The 14,544-nt window shown below is 70.6% G+C and carries 15 protein-coding genes and 1 pseudogene; 11 read left to right on the forward strand and 5 right to left on the reverse strand.

All coding sequences use genetic code 11. The annotated features are described in order from the left end of the window. The 6 genes and pseudogenes from BKN37_RS27885 to BKN37_RS16095 all read left to right on the forward strand — a co-directional run. A pseudogene (locus BKN37_RS27885) lies at positions 1-988 on the forward strand (hypothetical protein); the annotation flags it as partial. Then, positions 988-1,908: a hypothetical protein gene (locus BKN37_RS16075; protein ID WP_071027607.1), complete on the forward strand. Its 921-nt coding sequence runs from the start codon at positions 988-990 to the stop codon at positions 1,906-1,908. The pseudogene BKN37_RS27885 and the gene BKN37_RS16075, both read left to right, overlap by 1 nt. Positions 1,909-1,921: 13 nt before the next feature. Beyond that, positions 1,922-3,082, forward strand: a complete 1,161-nt coding sequence (locus tag BKN37_RS16080) for a hypothetical protein (protein WP_071027628.1) — start codon at positions 1,922-1,924, stop codon at positions 3,080-3,082. Between the two features lie 76 nt (positions 3,083-3,158). Then, the gene (gene kstR2, locus BKN37_RS16085; RefSeq protein ID WP_083341841.1) at positions 3,159-3,776 is read left to right on the forward strand and encodes a TetR family transcriptional regulator KstR2; all 618 of its coding nucleotides are present in this window, start codon (positions 3,159-3,161) and stop codon (positions 3,774-3,776) included. A 10-nt stretch (positions 3,777-3,786) separates the two neighbouring features. Further along, on the forward strand, positions 3,787-4,947 hold the full coding sequence (gene fadA6, locus BKN37_RS16090) for a steroid 3-ketoacyl-CoA thiolase FadA6 (RefSeq protein WP_071027633.1): 1,161 nt from the start codon (positions 3,787-3,789) through the stop codon (positions 4,945-4,947). Positions 4,948-5,082: 135 nt separating this feature from the next. After that, complete coding sequence (locus tag BKN37_RS16095) at positions 5,083-6,354, forward strand: PucR family transcriptional regulator (protein WP_071027635.1); 1,272 nt, start codon at positions 5,083-5,085, stop codon at positions 6,352-6,354. A 34-nt stretch (positions 6,355-6,388) separates the two neighbouring features. Here BKN37_RS16095 and BKN37_RS16100 read toward each other — a convergent pair whose 3' ends face one another. Beyond that, complete coding sequence (locus BKN37_RS16100; protein ID WP_242657273.1) at positions 6,389-6,994, reverse strand: TetR/AcrR family transcriptional regulator; 606 nt, start codon at positions 6,992-6,994, stop codon at positions 6,389-6,391. A 79-nt stretch (positions 6,995-7,073) separates the two neighbouring features. Between BKN37_RS16100 and BKN37_RS16105 the strand changes: the two genes are divergently transcribed. The 3 genes from BKN37_RS16105 (at position 7,074) to BKN37_RS16115 (ending at position 9,220) form a co-directional block, all read left to right on the forward strand. Further along, a complete protein-coding gene (locus BKN37_RS16105) occupies positions 7,074-7,781 on the forward strand; it encodes a DUF899 domain-containing protein (RefSeq protein WP_071027611.1) in 708 nt (235 codons plus the stop codon). Between the two features lie 21 nt (positions 7,782-7,802). Then, positions 7,803-8,192 (forward strand): VOC family protein, encoded by a 390-nt coding sequence (locus BKN37_RS16110; protein WP_071027613.1) that lies wholly within the window; start codon positions 7,803-7,805, stop codon positions 8,190-8,192. A 110-nt stretch (positions 8,193-8,302) separates the two neighbouring features. After that, the gene (locus BKN37_RS16115) at positions 8,303-9,220 is read left to right on the forward strand and encodes a DUF559 domain-containing protein (protein WP_071027615.1); all 918 of its coding nucleotides are present in this window, start codon (positions 8,303-8,305) and stop codon (positions 9,218-9,220) included. A gap of 16 nt (positions 9,221-9,236) precedes the next feature. Here BKN37_RS16115 and ipdC read toward each other — a convergent pair whose 3' ends face one another. From ipdC to echA20, 4 genes are read right to left on the reverse strand one after another with little or no spacing between them, the layout of a single operon-like run. Beyond that, on the reverse strand, positions 9,237-10,307 hold the full coding sequence (gene ipdC / locus BKN37_RS16120; protein ID WP_071027617.1) for a (3aS,4S,5R,7aS)-5-hydroxy-7a-methyl-1-oxo-octahydro-1H-indene-4-carboxyl-CoA dehydrogenase: 1,071 nt from the start codon (positions 10,305-10,307) through the stop codon (positions 9,237-9,239). Then, positions 10,304-11,056: a cholesterol ring-cleaving hydrolase subunit IpdB gene (gene ipdB / locus BKN37_RS16125; RefSeq protein WP_071027620.1), complete on the reverse strand. Its 753-nt coding sequence runs from the start codon at positions 11,054-11,056 to the stop codon at positions 10,304-10,306. The genes ipdC and ipdB overlap by 4 nt, the downstream gene beginning before the upstream one ends. Beyond that, entirely contained in the window at positions 11,056-11,937 is an 882-nt protein-coding gene (gene ipdA / locus BKN37_RS16130; RefSeq protein WP_071027622.1) for a cholesterol ring-cleaving hydrolase subunit IpdA, read from the reverse strand. Before ipdA ends, ipdB begins: the two co-directional genes overlap by 1 nt. Before the next feature lie 46 nt (positions 11,938-11,983). Next, positions 11,984-12,742 carry a (7aS)-7a-methyl-1,5-dioxo-2,3,5,6,7,7a-hexahydro-1H-indene-carboxyl-CoA hydrolase gene (echA20, locus tag BKN37_RS16135; RefSeq protein WP_071027624.1) on the reverse strand — a complete coding sequence of 253 codons (759 nt, stop codon included), beginning with the start codon at positions 12,740-12,742 and terminating at the stop codon, positions 11,984-11,986. 64 nt (positions 12,743-12,806) lie between these two features. Between echA20 and BKN37_RS16140 the strand changes: the two genes are divergently transcribed. Next, a complete protein-coding gene (locus tag BKN37_RS16140) occupies positions 12,807-13,571 on the forward strand; it encodes an SDR family oxidoreductase (protein ID WP_242657274.1) in 765 nt (254 codons plus the stop codon). 12 nt (positions 13,572-13,583) lie between these two features. After that, entirely contained in the window at positions 13,584-14,489 is a 906-nt protein-coding gene (locus tag BKN37_RS16145; RefSeq protein ID WP_071027626.1) for an SDR family oxidoreductase, read from the forward strand. Positions 14,490-14,544: the final 55 nt, after the last annotated feature.

Raw genomic sequence — 14,544 nt, forward strand, 5'->3', positions numbered from 1 at the left:
CCCCCGGTCGCTGGCGCCCGCCGCGCCCCGCCCCAAGGGCGCCACCCACCACGCCCGGCGGGCCCCGCCACTGCTGAAGTGGCTGGCCGAGGACGTCGGCGCGCCGACCGCCGACCAGCTGAGCAGGGCCCACCCGGGGGACCCGGTGTGGACCGCGGCCGCGCTGCGTGGGTTGCTGGCCGCGGAGTCCGGAGCGCCCCAGCCGCAGGACCGCTACCTGGCGCTGTGGTGGTTGCGGATGCACGACGTCCCGCTGCCCCAATGCGAGTACGTCTTCGGCGGCGGCCCGTGGGATCCCGCCGAGTTGCTGGTCGCCACCGGCGACGGGCCGCTGCCGGCGCGGCTCAGCGCGGACACGCTGGTCGGTGCCGCCGACTCGGCCGAGCTGCGCGCGCTGGCCGACCGGGTGCTGGGCGCCAACACCGACGACACCGCGGTGGCCTGCGCCGCGGTCCGGGTCTACGAACCCGGCGAATGGATCACCACCGGCTACCTGCAGTCCCACTACCGGGCCTACACCCCCTACTGGGATGCGCTGCTCGCGGAGCTGGGCCCGACCGGGGTGCACCACGATTTCGCGGTCCGCTTCGTGGTGCTCGCCGCGCTGGGCGTGGTGATCGGCGCGCCGGAACCCGAATCGTGCGCCGCGCTGCTCACCGACCCGAACCTGGCCGCCGAGATGAGCTATCACCTGGAGTCGTTGGTGTCCTCGGGGGCGGTGGACGTCGACGCGCTGATCGCCGCCGCGCTGGTGAGCGCCGACGGTGCGTCCGGGGCCCGCCGGGTGCTGCAGCCGCTGGCCGCTCGGCAGGCCGCGCTGCGTGAGGCCGCCGGCCTGGACGGGGTGGTGGACAAGATGGCGCAGCTGACCGGGGCCGGCTCCGACGGTGACCTGCGGCGGCTGCGTAAGACCGCGACCAAGCTGTTGTCGGAATGGCAGGTCGACGCCAACGGCGTGCGCACCTCCCGGACGCATCGGAGCCGATGATGCCCTTTTATCTACTCGGGTCCCGCACCCCCAGCGTGGAGATCCCCAACCAGCCGGTGTCGATCACGATCAGCGGATCGGTCAGCGGCGCCGCCCTCTACGTGGAGGCGTCGCCCGGTCAGAATGTGGTGCGGGTCGACGCGCACACCGTGATCGTGCCGGCGTTCACCGAGACGGTGACCGTCGGGGTGGAACCGGTGGGGGCGGCCACCTTTGGGCACGACAACGTCGTGCACCTGGCGATCGGGCCGGATTCCCCGGGGGAGGTCGACCCGGTGCAGGTCGGGTTCGATCCGGTCAACGTGTCCGGCGCCGGCGCGATCGAACTCGCCCTGCTGCGGCCGCGGGGCCCCCGCGTGGAGGTGATGGTGCGGGCGGTGGCCGATGTGCCGTTGAGCCCGCTGGCCAGCATGGCCCGCACCGCGGCGCGGCGCGCCACCGGCAACCGGCGCCAGTCCCGCGGCGGTGCCTTGTCGATTGCGGTGGACACCTCGGCGTCGATGCGGTGGGCGTTTGGCGACGGCAGCGTGGGCGCCGCGGTCGATGTGGTGGTCGGGGTCGCCGACGTGGTGGGCGTCCAGCAGGTGACGGCGACGCTGGTGGGGGCGCGCTGCACCCCGGTGCAGGCCCCGGTCGCGGACCTGGCCCAGGCGGTGGCCCGGGCGCCGGTGCGGTGGTCGGCGGGGGCGCGGTGGTCGGCGCTGCCGCCCAACGAACGCACCCTGCTGCTCACCGATTCGGTGAAACTGTTGACCCAGCAGCCGTTTCCAGCGCTGCGGATCTCGGCGGACCAACGGCTGCGGGCCGCGGGCCCGCTGCTGGGTCCGCCCCCGGCGGGTACCCCCGCCGAACGGCACCTGGCCGCCAACCCGGCGCTGGTCGACGAATTGGCCGCCGCGCTGCTGCCGGTGCTGAAATGAGGCCGCCGCGTTGATCACGAAATGCCCGAGATGCTTCTCGATCCTCGACGACAACACCTCGGCCTGGACCGTGCCGCCGCAGGTGTCGGCGCCCCGCTACCGCGATTCGGTCGGCTCGGCGTACTTCGGCGCCGAGGTGCAAAGTGGGCCGATCCACGTGATCAACCGCCCGCCCGGCTATGCCGGACCGATGCCGCCGGCCGCGGAGTACGCCGGGCGGGCGCTGAATGCGCCGGTGGTGGAGATCTGCCCGGTGTGCCATTTCATGCTGCCCAACGGGTGGCGGCAGGGCCAGGCCATCTGCATTGCGATGGCCGGGGCCCGGGCCACCGGCAAAAGCCTGTACATCGCGGTGCTGATCAAACAGCTCGAGCTGCTGTGCGAGCAGCTGGGGGTGTCGATGGAGCCGGCGACCCCGGCCACGGCGACCGCCTACGCCAATAACTATGAGCGGCCGTTGTTCGTGCAGCGCGGGCTGATTCCGCCGACACCGGCGGCGCACACCCAGGCGTCGTATCAGCGTGAGCCGCTGGTCTTTTCGATCGGCGCCTGGCAGGGTGTGCGCCGCTACGTGGTGCTGCGGGATGTGGCCGGGGAGGATCTGGAGTCGGGCAACCTGCACGCCACCCACTTCCGGTTCTTCGGCCAGGCCGATGCGGTGTTTTTCATGTTCGACCCGCTGCGGGTGCAGGTGATCCGCGACCAGCTGCACGATCTGCTGCCGCCGCAGTCGTGGAGCGGCGGGGACCCGCGCTCGGTGTTGAGCAACCTGCTGCTGGCGGTGGGGGCGGGCCGGCCCCGGCTGGCGGTGATCCTGTCGAAGTTCGACGCGTTGCGGGTGCTCACCGAGGTCGAGGGGTCCGCCTGGAGCCACGTGATGTCCAATCCGGGGGCGGCGTTCATGCGGGACAGCTCCTCGGCGCGCCAGTACGACGAGATGGACGGGCGGCTGCTGCACGAGGAGGTGCGCAGCCTGCTGCTGCGCCTGCACGGCGGCTCGATCGTGGCGGCGGTGGAGAACCCGTCGTCGGGGGTGCTGCTGCCGTACCGGTACTTCGTGGTGTCCGCGCTGGGTCAGCCGCCGGTCGGTAATCGGCTCAACCCGCGCGGTATCGCCCCGTTCCGCTGCGCCGACCCGCTGCGCTGGGTCACCGCCAGCTACGGCGCGCTGTAACCCGTTATCGCCGCACGACTCGCCGAGCACCACCCTGCCCTAGCCCGAGCAAGCGCTTGGTTGATACCCTGGCGGGGTGGACCGAGAGGCCAGTCACGCGAACAGCCGGCGCGACGAACTGCTGGAGCTGGCCGCCGAGATGTTCGCCGAACGCGGTTTGCGTGCCACCACGGTGCGCGACATCGCCGACAGCGCCGGCATCTTGTCCGGCAGCCTGTATCACCACTTCTCCTCCAAGGAGGAGATGGTCGACGAGGTGCTGCGCGGCTTCCTGGACTGGCTGTTCACCCGCTACCAGGAGATCGTGGCCAGCCAACCCAACCCGCTGGAGCGGCTCAAGGGCCTGTTCATGGCGTCGTTTGAGGCGATCGAGCACCGGCACGCGCAGGTGGTGATCTACCAGGACGAGGCCAAGCGGTTGGCGGCACAACCGCGGTTCGGCTACGTCGACGAGCGCAACAAGGAGCAGCGCAAGATGTGGGTCGAGGTGCTGCGCCAAGGCGTCGCCGAGGGCTGCTTTCGGCCCGACCTCGACGTCGATTTGGTCTACCGCTTCATCCGCGACACCACCTGGGTGTCGGTGCGCTGGTATCAGCCCGGCGGGCCGCTGAGCGCCGAACAGGTCGGCCGCCACTATCTCGACATCGTCCTGGGCGGCATCACCGCCCCGGCGGCCAGAACAGAAGGAGTCTGACATGGCGGAAATCTCCCAGGCCTACGTCATCGACGCGGTGCGCACCGCGGTCGGCAAACGGGGCGGGTCGCTGGCCGGGGTGCACCCGGTCGACCTGGGCGCCCTGGCGTGGCGCGGATTGCTGGACCGGGTCGACGTCGACCCGGCCGCCGTGGACGACGTGATCGCCGGCTGCGTGGACGCCATCGGCGGGCAGGCCGGCAACATCGCCCGGCTGTCCTGGCTGGCCGCCGGCTATCCCGAAGACGTCCCCGGCGTCACCGTGGACCGGCAGTGCGGCTCCAGCCAGCAGGCGATTTCCTTTGGCGCGCAGGCGATCATGTCGGGCACCGCGGACCTGATTGTGGCCGGCGGCATGCAGAACATGAGCCAGGTCCCGATCTCGTCGGCGATGACGGTCGGCGAGCAGTTCGGCTTCACCTCGCCGACCAACGAGTCCAAGCAGTGGCTGCACCGCTACGGCGACCAGGAGATCTCGCAGTTCCGCGGCTCGGAGCTGATCGCGGAGAAGTGGAACCTGTCCCGCGAAGAGATGGAGCGGTACGCGCTGACCAGCCACGAGCGGGCGTTCGCGGCGATCCGCGGCGGCCACTTCGACAACGAAGTCATCACCGTGGACACCGAATCCGGGCCGTTCCGGGTGGACGAGGGCCCGCGTGAGTCCTCGCTGGAGAAGATGGCCGGGCTCAAGACGCTGATCGACGGCGGCCGGTTGACCGCCGCGATGGCCAGCCAGATCTCCGACGGCGCGTCGGCGGTGCTGCTGGCCTCCGAGCGGGCGGTCGCCGAGCACAAGCTGACCCCGCGGGCCCGCATCCACCACATCAGCGCCCGCGGCGCCGACCCGGTGTTCATGCTGACCGGCCCGATCCCGGCGACCCGGTACGCGCTGGACAAGACCGGGCTGTCCATCGACGACATCGACACCGTCGAGATCAACGAGGCCTTCGCCCCGGTGGTGATGGCCTGGCTCAAGGAGATCAAGGCCGACCCGGCCAAGGTCAACCCCAGCGGCGGCGCCATCGCGCTGGGACACCCGCTGGGCGCCACCGGCGCCAAGCTGTTCGCCACCATGCTCAACACGTTGGAGCGCACCGGCGGGCGCTACGGCCTGCAGACCATGTGCGAGGGCGGCGGCACCGCCAACGTCACCATCATCGAGCGCCTATAGGTCCTGCCGCGAGCGTGCGTGTCCCCGGTCAACACGCCGGGTGAAATCCCGTTTCCGCGCACGCTCACCGGGGCCGGACGGGCGCGGATCGTGTCTTCCGGAGACAAAACCGCGGTCCGGAACTACGGTCTGCTCATGGCGGACACCGGGGGAACGGACGAGGCGGTGGTTGCCGAGGCCGCGGCCACGGTCGTCGGTCGGCTCTACGACAAGCTCGCCGACATCACCGCCGACATCCAGCAGTTGGTGGTCTCCGAGATCTCCGAGCTGCGCGGTGATGCGCAACTGCTGCAGCTGCTGACCGACACCGCGGCCGCCAGCGTCGAGGCGTTCTTCTCCTCGATCCGCCATGGCATCCCGGTCAAGCACCTCGAGCCGCCGACCCCCGCGCTGGAATACGCCCGCCGCCTGGCGCAGCGCGAGGTGTCGGTCAATGCGTTGACGCGGGCGTACCGGCTGGGCCACCGGGCGACGCTGCGCATCGTCATCGACGAGATCCGTGCCGCCGAGCTGGACCCGGCACTGGGGCTCGCCGTCTACGACCTGATGGAGGGGGTCTCGTTCGAATACATCGACCAGATCTCCCAGCAGGTGGTGGCGAGCTATCAGGACGAACGGGACCGGTGGCTGGCCAACCGCAACAATATGCGCGTCTTGCAGGTGCGGGAGCTGCTGGCCGGTGGCGACGTCGACGCCGACGCGATGACGACCGCGCTGCGCTACCCGCTGCAACGCCACCACCTGGCGGTGGTGGTCTGGTGCCCGCAATCCTATGAGCGCGGCGAGCCGGTATCGCTGGAACGCTTCGTGCAGAAGCTCGGCGAATGCCTTGGCGCCCGCGATCTTTCGCTGTTTGTCCCGGTCGATCGGGTTACCGGCTGGGGGTGGATTCCGCTGTCTGGCAGCGCTGCGCCGACCGCGATGGCCCGGCTGCGGGCCGCCATCGAGAAATCCACCGACGCCCCCTGGGTCGCCGCGGGTAATCCGCTGCCGGGGGTGGCGGGGTTCCGCCGTTCGCATCAGCAGGCGCAAGACGCCCGGGCCGTGGCCATCGCCGCCGGATCCGCGGCCCGGCGGATGACCGCCGCCAGCGACCCCGGCTTGGCGGTGGCGGCGCTGCTGGGCAATAACGTCGCGGCCGCGTCGGCGTTGGTGGCCGAGGTGTTGGGGCCGTTGGCCGCCGCCACCGACGGCGATGAGCGGCTGCGCGAAACGCTGCGGGTCTTCCTGCGCAATGGTTCCAGTTACACCGCCGCGGCCGAGGAACTGCACCTGCACCACAACTCGGTGAAGTATCGGGTGCAGCGCGCGGTGGAGCGCCACGGCCGGCCGATCAGCGACGACCGGCTCGACGTGGAGGTGGCGCTGCTGCTGTGCGAGTGGTTCGGTGCGGCGGTGCTCAGCTGAGCCGTGCTGATCGCTCGCGGGCCAGCCGCACGTTTCAGCGGGACAGCCCGGCAATGATGTCGTCGACCGTGCGCTGAGCCAGCGACTCCACCTCGCGGCGACGCACGCCGCGCAGCGGTCCGTGCAGCACCAGTTCGGCGAAGCCGTGCACCGCCGCCCAGCAGGGCCACTCAGCGCCGTCGCGCTGACGGGCGGTCAGCACACCCGCGTCGACCATCGCGTCGAGCGCCTCGACCAACGCGCGGTATGGCGGCGCGCCGGCGGGCTCGTCGGGGACCGCGGCCAGACCGGAGCCGAAAAACGCCACACTGAACCAGCCCGGCTCGTCCAGCGCGAACTGGATGTAGCCCAGACCGACCGCGCGCAGCCGGTCGTGCGCCTGCGCCGCAGCCGAGCCGCGGCGCCGCGGCGCACCGTGCATCCGCGCCGCCATCCGATGCTGGATGGCCGTCGCGACGGCGGTCACCAGCGCCTCCCGGTCGGCGAAGTGACGGTAGGCGGCGTTGGGGGACACCCCGGCCCGCCGGGTCGCTTCCCGAATGGTCAGCGCGTCGGGACCGCCGGCCCGGGTGAGCTCCAGGCCGGCGTCGATGAGGGCGGTGTGCAGGTCCCCGTGGTGATAGGTCTTCGTGTCGGTCACCTCTTGACAGCCCCCTCGGGAGAAAGTGTACGGTGTCCACATTATCAATGTTGACGGCGTGAACACCAGGAGGGACATCATGACGGACCCGGCATTGCCGCCGATCGTGGATCGGGACACCTGGCAGCGGGAATTGGATGCGCTGCGGGTCCGGGAGAAGGCGGCCACCCGCGAGCTCGACGCGATCGCCGCGCAACGACGCCGGCTGCCGATGGTCGCGATGGGAGACTATGTGCTGGACGGTGAGACCGGGCCGGTGCGCTTGGTCGACGTGTTCGCGGGCAAGTCCCAGCTCATCGTCTACCACCACATGTGGTTCCCGGGTGAGCAGTGGCAGTGTCCGGGCTGCACCGGGTTCACCGCGCAGTTCACCCGGCTGGAGTTCCTGGACAACTACGACGCCCGGTTCGTCGTCGTCACCCAGGGCCCGATCGATGAGGCCGTGGCCTACAAGCGCCGCGTCGGCAATCAGATGACCTGGTACTCCACCGCGAACAGTCCGTTCGGCGCCGACGTCGGCGCCCCGGCGGGTGGGCAGTTCGCCGTGAATGTCTTTCTGCGCCACAACGATCAGGTGTATCGCACCTGGCACACCAACGCGCGCGGGGCCGAACAGCTCAGCCACATGTTCGCGTTGATCGACGTCCTGCCCTACGGGCGCCAAGAGGTCTGGCAGGACTCACCGGACGGCTGGCCGCAGCATCCGACCTACAGCCGTTGGGCGAGCTCGCAAGATATCGCCCGCGCCTACGGCACCGACCGCGACGCCGAGATCTCGGTGTCCTAACCCCAACCCAGGAGGTATCCGATGACCACCCCGACGACCGGCCTGACCACGATCAGCCTGGTGTGCGTGCCGACCCCCGAGCAGGACAAGGCGGTCGCCTTCTACGAATCGCTCGGGTTCGAGAAGCGGACCGATCAGCCGTTCGGTGGCGGCTACCGCTGGATCGAGGTCTACCCGCCCGAGGGCACGACCGGCATCGCGCTGGCGCCACCGCCGCCGCAGGGCGGGCCGGTGCAGCCCGCCGTCACCGGTATCACGTTGACCACCAGCGACATCGACGCCACCCACGCGGCGATGAAGGAACTCGGTGTCGACGTCGACGCGCAGGTGATGCGCCCGGGCGAGCCGGTTCCGCCGATGTTCTGGTTCCGCGACCCCACCGGGCACACCCTGATGGTCGTGCAGACCTAACCTCGCGCGCCGAGTGGGAATCTGACGACGCCGCCACCGCGTGTCGCGTCGTCAGATTCCCCCTCACCGGGTGACTGGCGGGACGAGGCACGCTGCGGCAGCCTTGCCGCATGGCCGAACCCGACTGGCCGTTCTTGGGGGCCGAGGCGTTGGCCGCGAAGGCGATTCCCGAGCGGGCGATGCGGACGCTGTACGAACCGGTGTATCCGGGTGTCTACGCGCCGTGGGGCATCACGCTGAGCGCGCGGCAGCGGGCGCGGGCGGCGTGGCTGTGGTCGCGGCGCCGGGGCGTGGTCGCCGGCAACTCGGCGGCGGCGCTACTCGGCGCGAAGTGGGTGAGCGGTGCGCTCGACGCCGAACTGGCGCACGACAACCACAAGGTGCCGCCGAAGCTTGTCGTGCACAACGACACCTTGAAGCCGGGCGAGGTGATCACCGTCGACGGGATTGCGGTCACCGGCCCGGCCCGCACCGCCTTCGACATCGGACGGCGCACCCGGGCGCGACTGGTCCGCCTGCAGCGGCTGGACGCGCTGGCCAACGCCACCGGCGTCGGGATCGCCGACGTCGAGGCCGTCATCGCCGCACATCGCGGGGCGCGAGGGCTGAACCGGTTGCGCCGGATCCTGCCGCTGGTGGACGGCGGTGCGGAGTCCCCGCAGGAGACCCGCACCCGGCTGGTGTTGATCGACGCCGGGCTGCCCAAGCCGGAGACCCAGATTGTGGTTCGAGATCAATACGGCGGATTCGTGGCCCGGGTAGACATGGGGTACCGGGAATTGAAGGTCGGGATTGAGTACGACGGCCCGCAGCATTGGACTGACCCGAAGCAGCGGCAACGCGACATTGACCGGCAGGTGGCGCTGGCCGCGCTGGGCTGGGTGATCATCCGGGTCAGCGCGGACCTGTTGCGCTACCGGGAGGCCACCTTTGTCGGCCGGGTGGAGGACGCGATGTACGCGGCTGGCTGGCCCGGCCGGGCCGCGAGTGGGAATCTCCCGACGCCGGCACGGCGTGTCGCGTCGTGAGATTCCGGCTCGGGGCCTACTGGACGAACGCCGCCGCGGACTGCAGGTGCTCGATCGCCTCGCGGACGATGCCCTCGATCAGCTGCGCGCACGACGGTAGATCCTGCAGAATGCCGGCCACCTGCCCGGAGGCCAGCACCCCGGCCTCGGTGTTGCCCTCGACCAGGCCGGCCTTGAGCAGCATCGGGGTGTTGGCCGCCATCAGCACCTGCGACCAGGTGAGTTCCTTGCCGTGCCGCATCGCCAGCCCGTCGCGGATCATCGTCGGCCAGGTCATCTGGGACATCTTCTTGAACTTGGCGGCGTTACGGATCGCGGCGGTGAAACCCCGCGCCCGCGAGCCGCTTTCCAGCTTCTCCACCAGCTCGGTGCGCAGCACCCGATGCGGCATGCCGTCGACCCGGGTGGACACCACGGTGCCGTCCAGGCCGGCGGCCAGGTAGCGCTGTTTGACCGCGTCGGGCACCGTCGAGTCCGAGGTCAGCAGGAACCGGGTGCCCATCGCCACCCCGGCGGCGCCGTAGCTCAACGCGGCGGCCAGCCCCCGGCCGTCGAAGAACCCGCCGGCCGCGATCACCGGCATCCCGGTGTCGGCGACCGCGTCCAGCACCGACGGCAACAGCAGCGTGGTGGCCACCGGGCCGGTGTGCCCACCGCCTTCGCCGCCCTGCACGATCACCGCGTCGGCGCCCCAGGACGCCACCTTGCGGGCGTGCTTGGCCGCGCCGACCGACGGGATCACCACCGCGCTGGCGTCTTTGAGCCGCGCGATCAGCTCCGGCTTGGGCGCCAGCGCGAACGACGCCACCTTCACGCCCTCGCGGATCATCAGCTCGACCCGGTCACCGGCGTCGGTGGCGTCGGCGCGGATGTTGACCCCGAAGGGTTTGTCGGTGGCGGATTTCACCTTGCCGATCGCGGTGGCCAGCTCGTCGAGGGTCATGGTGGCCGACGCCAGGATGCCCAGCCCGCCGGCATTGGCGGTCGCCGACACCAGCCGGGCACCGGCCACCCACCCCATCCCGGTCTGCACCACCGGATGCTCGATGCCGACCAGGTCGGTCAGCGGGGTGCGTAACCGGGTCACGACGCCCTTACCTCTTTATCGCGCAACGCTTTCGGGTCGATCACCTCGCGGATCAGCCGCAATTCCTCGACGCTGGGCAGCCGGGTCGGCGCGGCGTCGGCCAGCCCGTGCACCTCGAACGAGGTGGCGTCGGCCACCTCCTTGGCGGACACCCCCGGGTGCAGCGACACCGCGCGCATCTGCCGGTCCGGGCCGCCGAAGTCGAACACGCCCAGGTTGGACACCACCCGGTGCACGTTGACGAACCGGAACGCCGGATTGTCGGCCGCCACCTTGTCGTAGCCGATCCCGGAGACCACGTCGACGGCCTCGCAGAACACCCGCCGGGAGTGGTTGCCGACGAAGTAGCTGGTGGCGTGGTTGATGGTGTTGCCGGGGGCGCCGCGGACGCCGAACATCTGCCGGCTCGGCTGCTGCAGCGGCCCGAACGCCGAGATGTTCTGGTTGCCGTAGCGGTCGACCTGGTTGGCGCCCATCACCACGTGCCGGCGGCCCCAGGCCAGGGTTTCGAAGACCCGGCCGAACGGCATCCAGCCCTCGATCGCCCCGGCCGCGCCCAGCGCGGGGGTGTCGGCCAGCAGCAGCGCCTCGCCGTCGGTGAGCAGGATGTCGGGGGAGAACGTCAACCGGGCCAGTCGGGCACCGATCGACACGACGGTGGTCATGGGTGAGACCATGATCTCGCCGGCGTCCCGGAACAGCTCGGCGCAGGCGACCGCGCACACCTCGGCGCGAGTGACGTTGTCCATCATGCCTTCTCCCCGAATTCCCGGACCGCCGCCTGGTAGTCCTCTTCGCTACCGGACAGGTAGGTCGCCACGAACTGCGCCCAGGTGTCGTCGGCCTTGGCCGCTTCGGCATAGTGCCGCTGGAACTTCTCGTCGCGGCCGTAATCGGGTGCCGCCGTGGTGAAGTGCGCGCCGTTCGGGGCTTCCACCACCGCGTCGACCATCATCCGGTTCACCAACAGGGCCTGGTGCGGCACCGCTTTGACCAGCTCTTCGGTGGCCACCACCTGCTCCACCGACAGGTAGCGCCGCTCGGCGGCCATCAAGAACAGGTCGTCGAAGTACGGGTCGACGCCGGTGTAGGCGGCATTGCCCTGGGCGTCACCGAGGTTCATATGCACGAAGGCGGCGTCCAGGCGCAGCGCCGGCATGGCGATCAGGGTCTCGTGGCCGCCGCCGGGCGCCGGGTAGGGGCTGGTGACGGTGGCCAGCTCGCCGTCGAAGAAGTCGGGCACCGAGCTGCCCAGCCCGGCCCGAATCGGCAGGAACGGCAGCCGCTGGGCGGCGGCCTGCAGCCCGCAGCGCAGCATGCCCTCGTCCATCTCGCGGGCCACGATCTCGCCGCTGGTGCGCTTTTTGGCGAACCACGGGTCGTAGAACGGCGGGGAATCCAGCGACACGAAGCCGTAGTAGACCTTGGCCACCTTGCCGGCCGAACACAGCAGCCCCAGGTCCGGGCCGCCGTAGGTCACCACGGTGAGGTCCTTGACGTCGGTGCGCAGCATGGCCCGCACGAACGCCATCGGTTTGCGCCGCGATCCCCAGCCGCCGATCCCGATGGTCATGCCGTCTTCGAGCTGCCCGACCGCCTCGTCAAGCGTCGTCCGTTTGTCGCTTGTCATACGGCGCTACTCCTCCTCATCGCTGCGCTCTGCATCGTCGTAGCGCTCACGCGTTCTTCCCCTTGTCGGTGCCGGCGAACGCGTCGCGGTGCTCGTCGGCCACCCCGGCCAGATTGAGTTCGAAGGTAAAGCCTTGCTCCATGCGGTAACTGGAGTTGACCTTCTGCACGTCGATGAGGTTCAGCGCCTCCTTGGCCGCCCGGATCACCCGGGTGTCCTTGGCGGCGATGTCGCGGGCCACCCGCAGCGCGGCCTCGTCCAGCTCGGACCGCGGCACCACCTCGTGCACCGAGCCGAAGTGGTGCAGGGTGGCGGCGTCGACGGTGGCGGCGGTGAAGAACAGCCGGCGCATCAGGTGCTGGGGCACCAGCCGGGACAGGTGGGTGGCCGCCCCCAGCGCGCCGCGCTCCACCTCGGGCAGCCCGAAGGTGGCGTCGTCGGAGGCCACGATGACGTCGGCGTTCCCAATCAGCCCGATGCCGCCGCCCACGCAGAAGCCGTTGACCGCGGCCACCACCGGCACCGCGCACTCGTAGACCGCGCGGAACGCCGCGAAGCAGCCGCGGTTGGCGTCGATCAGGGCGGTGAACCCCTCGGTGCGCTGCATCTCCTTGATGTCGACGCCGGCGTTGAAGCCGCGGCCCTCGGCCCGCAGGATCACCACGTGGGTGGTCGGGTCGTTGCCGGCGGCGGTGATGATCTCGGCGAGGTCGAACCAACCGCGCGAGGGGATGGCGTTGACCGGGGGGAAGTCGACGGTGACCGCGACGATGCCCGGTTCGCTGGTGGTGGACGTGATTGGCATGGGGTTATCTGTCACTTCCTGGCCGCAATTACCTGAGCAAGCACTTGCTTGGTACGCTAGCACAGTGACGGACGCGATCAACCTCGGCTTGGCCGGCAAAGTGGTCCTGGTGACCGGGGGCGTCCGCGGCGTCGGCGCCGGGATCAGCGCGGTGTTCGCCGCGCAGGGCGCGACGGTGGTGACCTGCGCGCGGCGCCCGGTGGAGGGCTCGCCGTATGAGTTCCATTCCTGCGATGTGCGCGACGACGACGCGGTCAAGGCGCTGATCGAGGAGGTGGTGGCCCGCCACGGAAAACTCGACGCGGTGGTGAACAACGCCGGCGGCTCGCCGTACGTGCCGGCCGCCGAGGCGTCGGCCAACTTTTCCCGCAAGATCATCGAGCTGAACCTGCTGGGTCCGCTGCAGGTGTCCCAGCACGCCAACGCGGCAATGCAGACCCAGCCGGGTGGCGGCGCGATCATCAACATCTGCAGCGTCAGCGGCCGCCGACCCACCCCGGGCACGGCCGCCTACGGCGCGGCCAAGGCCGGGGTGGAGAACCTGACCGCCACCCTGGCGGTGGAATGGGCACCCAAGGTGCGGGTGAACACCATCGTGGTCGGCATGGTCGAGACCGAACAGTCCGAATTGTTCTACGGCGACGCCGAGTCGATCGCCGCGGTGGCCGCCACCGTGCCATTGGGCCGGCTGGCCACCCCCGCCGATATCGGTTGGGCGACCGCGTTTTTGACTTCTGATGCGGCGTCCTACATCAGCGGCGCCAGCCTCGAAGTGCACGGCGGCGGGGAGCCGCCACCGTATTTGGAAGCATCCAGCGCCAACAAGTAAGGAGAACAGGGCATGGGACTTCTCGACGGCCGGGTGGTCATCGTCACCGGAGCCGGCGGCGGAATCGGGCGGGCGCACGCGCTGGCCTTCGCCGCCGAAGGCGCCCGGGTGGTGGTCAACGACATCGGCGTCGGCCTGGACGGCTCGCCGGCGGGCGGCGGCAGCGCCGCGCAGGGTGTGGTCGACGAGATCGTCGCGGCCGGCGGGGAAGCGGTGGCCAACGGCTCCAACGTCGCCGACTGGCAGGAGGCGGCCGCGCTGATCCAGACCGCGGTCGACCGGTTCGGCGGGCTGGATGTGCTGGTCAACAACGCCGGCATCGTGCGGGACCGGATGCTGGCCAACACCAGCGAGGCCGAGTTCGATGCCGTCATCGCCGTGCACCTCAAGGGGCACTTCGCCACCATGCGGCACGCCGCGTCGTATTGGCGGGGGCTGGCCAAGGAAGGCAAAACCGTTGATGCCCGGATCATTAACACCAGCTCCGGCGCCGGTCTGCAGGGCAGCGTCGGGCAGGGCAACTACAGCGCCGCCAAGGCCGGCATCGCCGGGCTGACCCTGGTCGCCGCCGCCGAGCTGGGCCGCTACGGGGTGACGGTCAACGCGATCGCGCCGTCGGCGCGCACCCGGATGACCGAGACCGTGTTCGCCGAGATGATGGCCACCCAAGACGACGCGTTCGACGCGATGGCGCCGGAGAATGTGTCCCCGCTGGTGGTGTGGCTGGGCAGCGCGGCGTCGCGCGAGGTGACCGGCAAGGTGTTCGAGGTCGAGGGCGGCAAGATCCGGGTCGCCGAGGGCTGGGCGCACGGCCCGCAGATCGACAAGGGGGCGCGCTGGGATCCCGCCGAGCTGGGCCCGGTCGTGACCGACCTGCTGGCCAAGGCGCGGCCCGCGGTCCCGGTCTACGGCGCCTGACCCGCCCCGCCGAACGTGCGCTCACGGCGGGGTTTCCCCCGGTTCCCCGCCCTGG

This window comes from Mycobacterium talmoniae (assembly GCF_001854525.1).
Classification (GTDB): Bacteria; Actinomycetota; Actinomycetes; order Mycobacteriales; family Mycobacteriaceae; genus Mycobacterium; species Mycobacterium talmoniae.

Coding starts and splice junctions, on each gene's coding strand:
- BKN37_RS16075 (WP_071027607.1), top strand. CDS start 988: ATGCCCTTTTATCTACTCGGGTCCCGCACCCCCAGCGTGGAGATCCCC.
- BKN37_RS16095 (WP_071027635.1), top strand. CDS start 5,083: ATGGCGGACACCGGGGGAACGGACGAGGCGGTGGTTGCCGAGGCCGCG.
- BKN37_RS16105 (WP_071027611.1), top strand. CDS start 7,074: ATGACGGACCCGGCATTGCCGCCGATCGTGGATCGGGACACCTGGCAG.
- BKN37_RS16110 (WP_071027613.1), top strand. CDS start 7,803: ATGACCACCCCGACGACCGGCCTGACCACGATCAGCCTGGTGTGCGTG.
- BKN37_RS16115 (WP_071027615.1), top strand. CDS start 8,303: ATGGCCGAACCCGACTGGCCGTTCTTGGGGGCCGAGGCGTTGGCCGCG.
- ipdB (WP_071027620.1), bottom strand. CDS start 11,056: ATGGACAACGTCACTCGCGCCGAGGTGTGCGCGGTCGCCTGCGCCGAG.
- ipdA (WP_071027622.1), bottom strand. CDS start 11,937: ATGACAAGCGACAAACGGACGACGCTTGACGAGGCGGTCGGGCAGCTC.
- echA20 (WP_071027624.1), bottom strand. CDS start 12,742: ATGCCAATCACGTCCACCACCAGCGAACCGGGCATCGTCGCGGTCACC.
- BKN37_RS16145 (WP_071027626.1), top strand. CDS start 13,584: ATGGGACTTCTCGACGGCCGGGTGGTCATCGTCACCGGAGCCGGCGGC.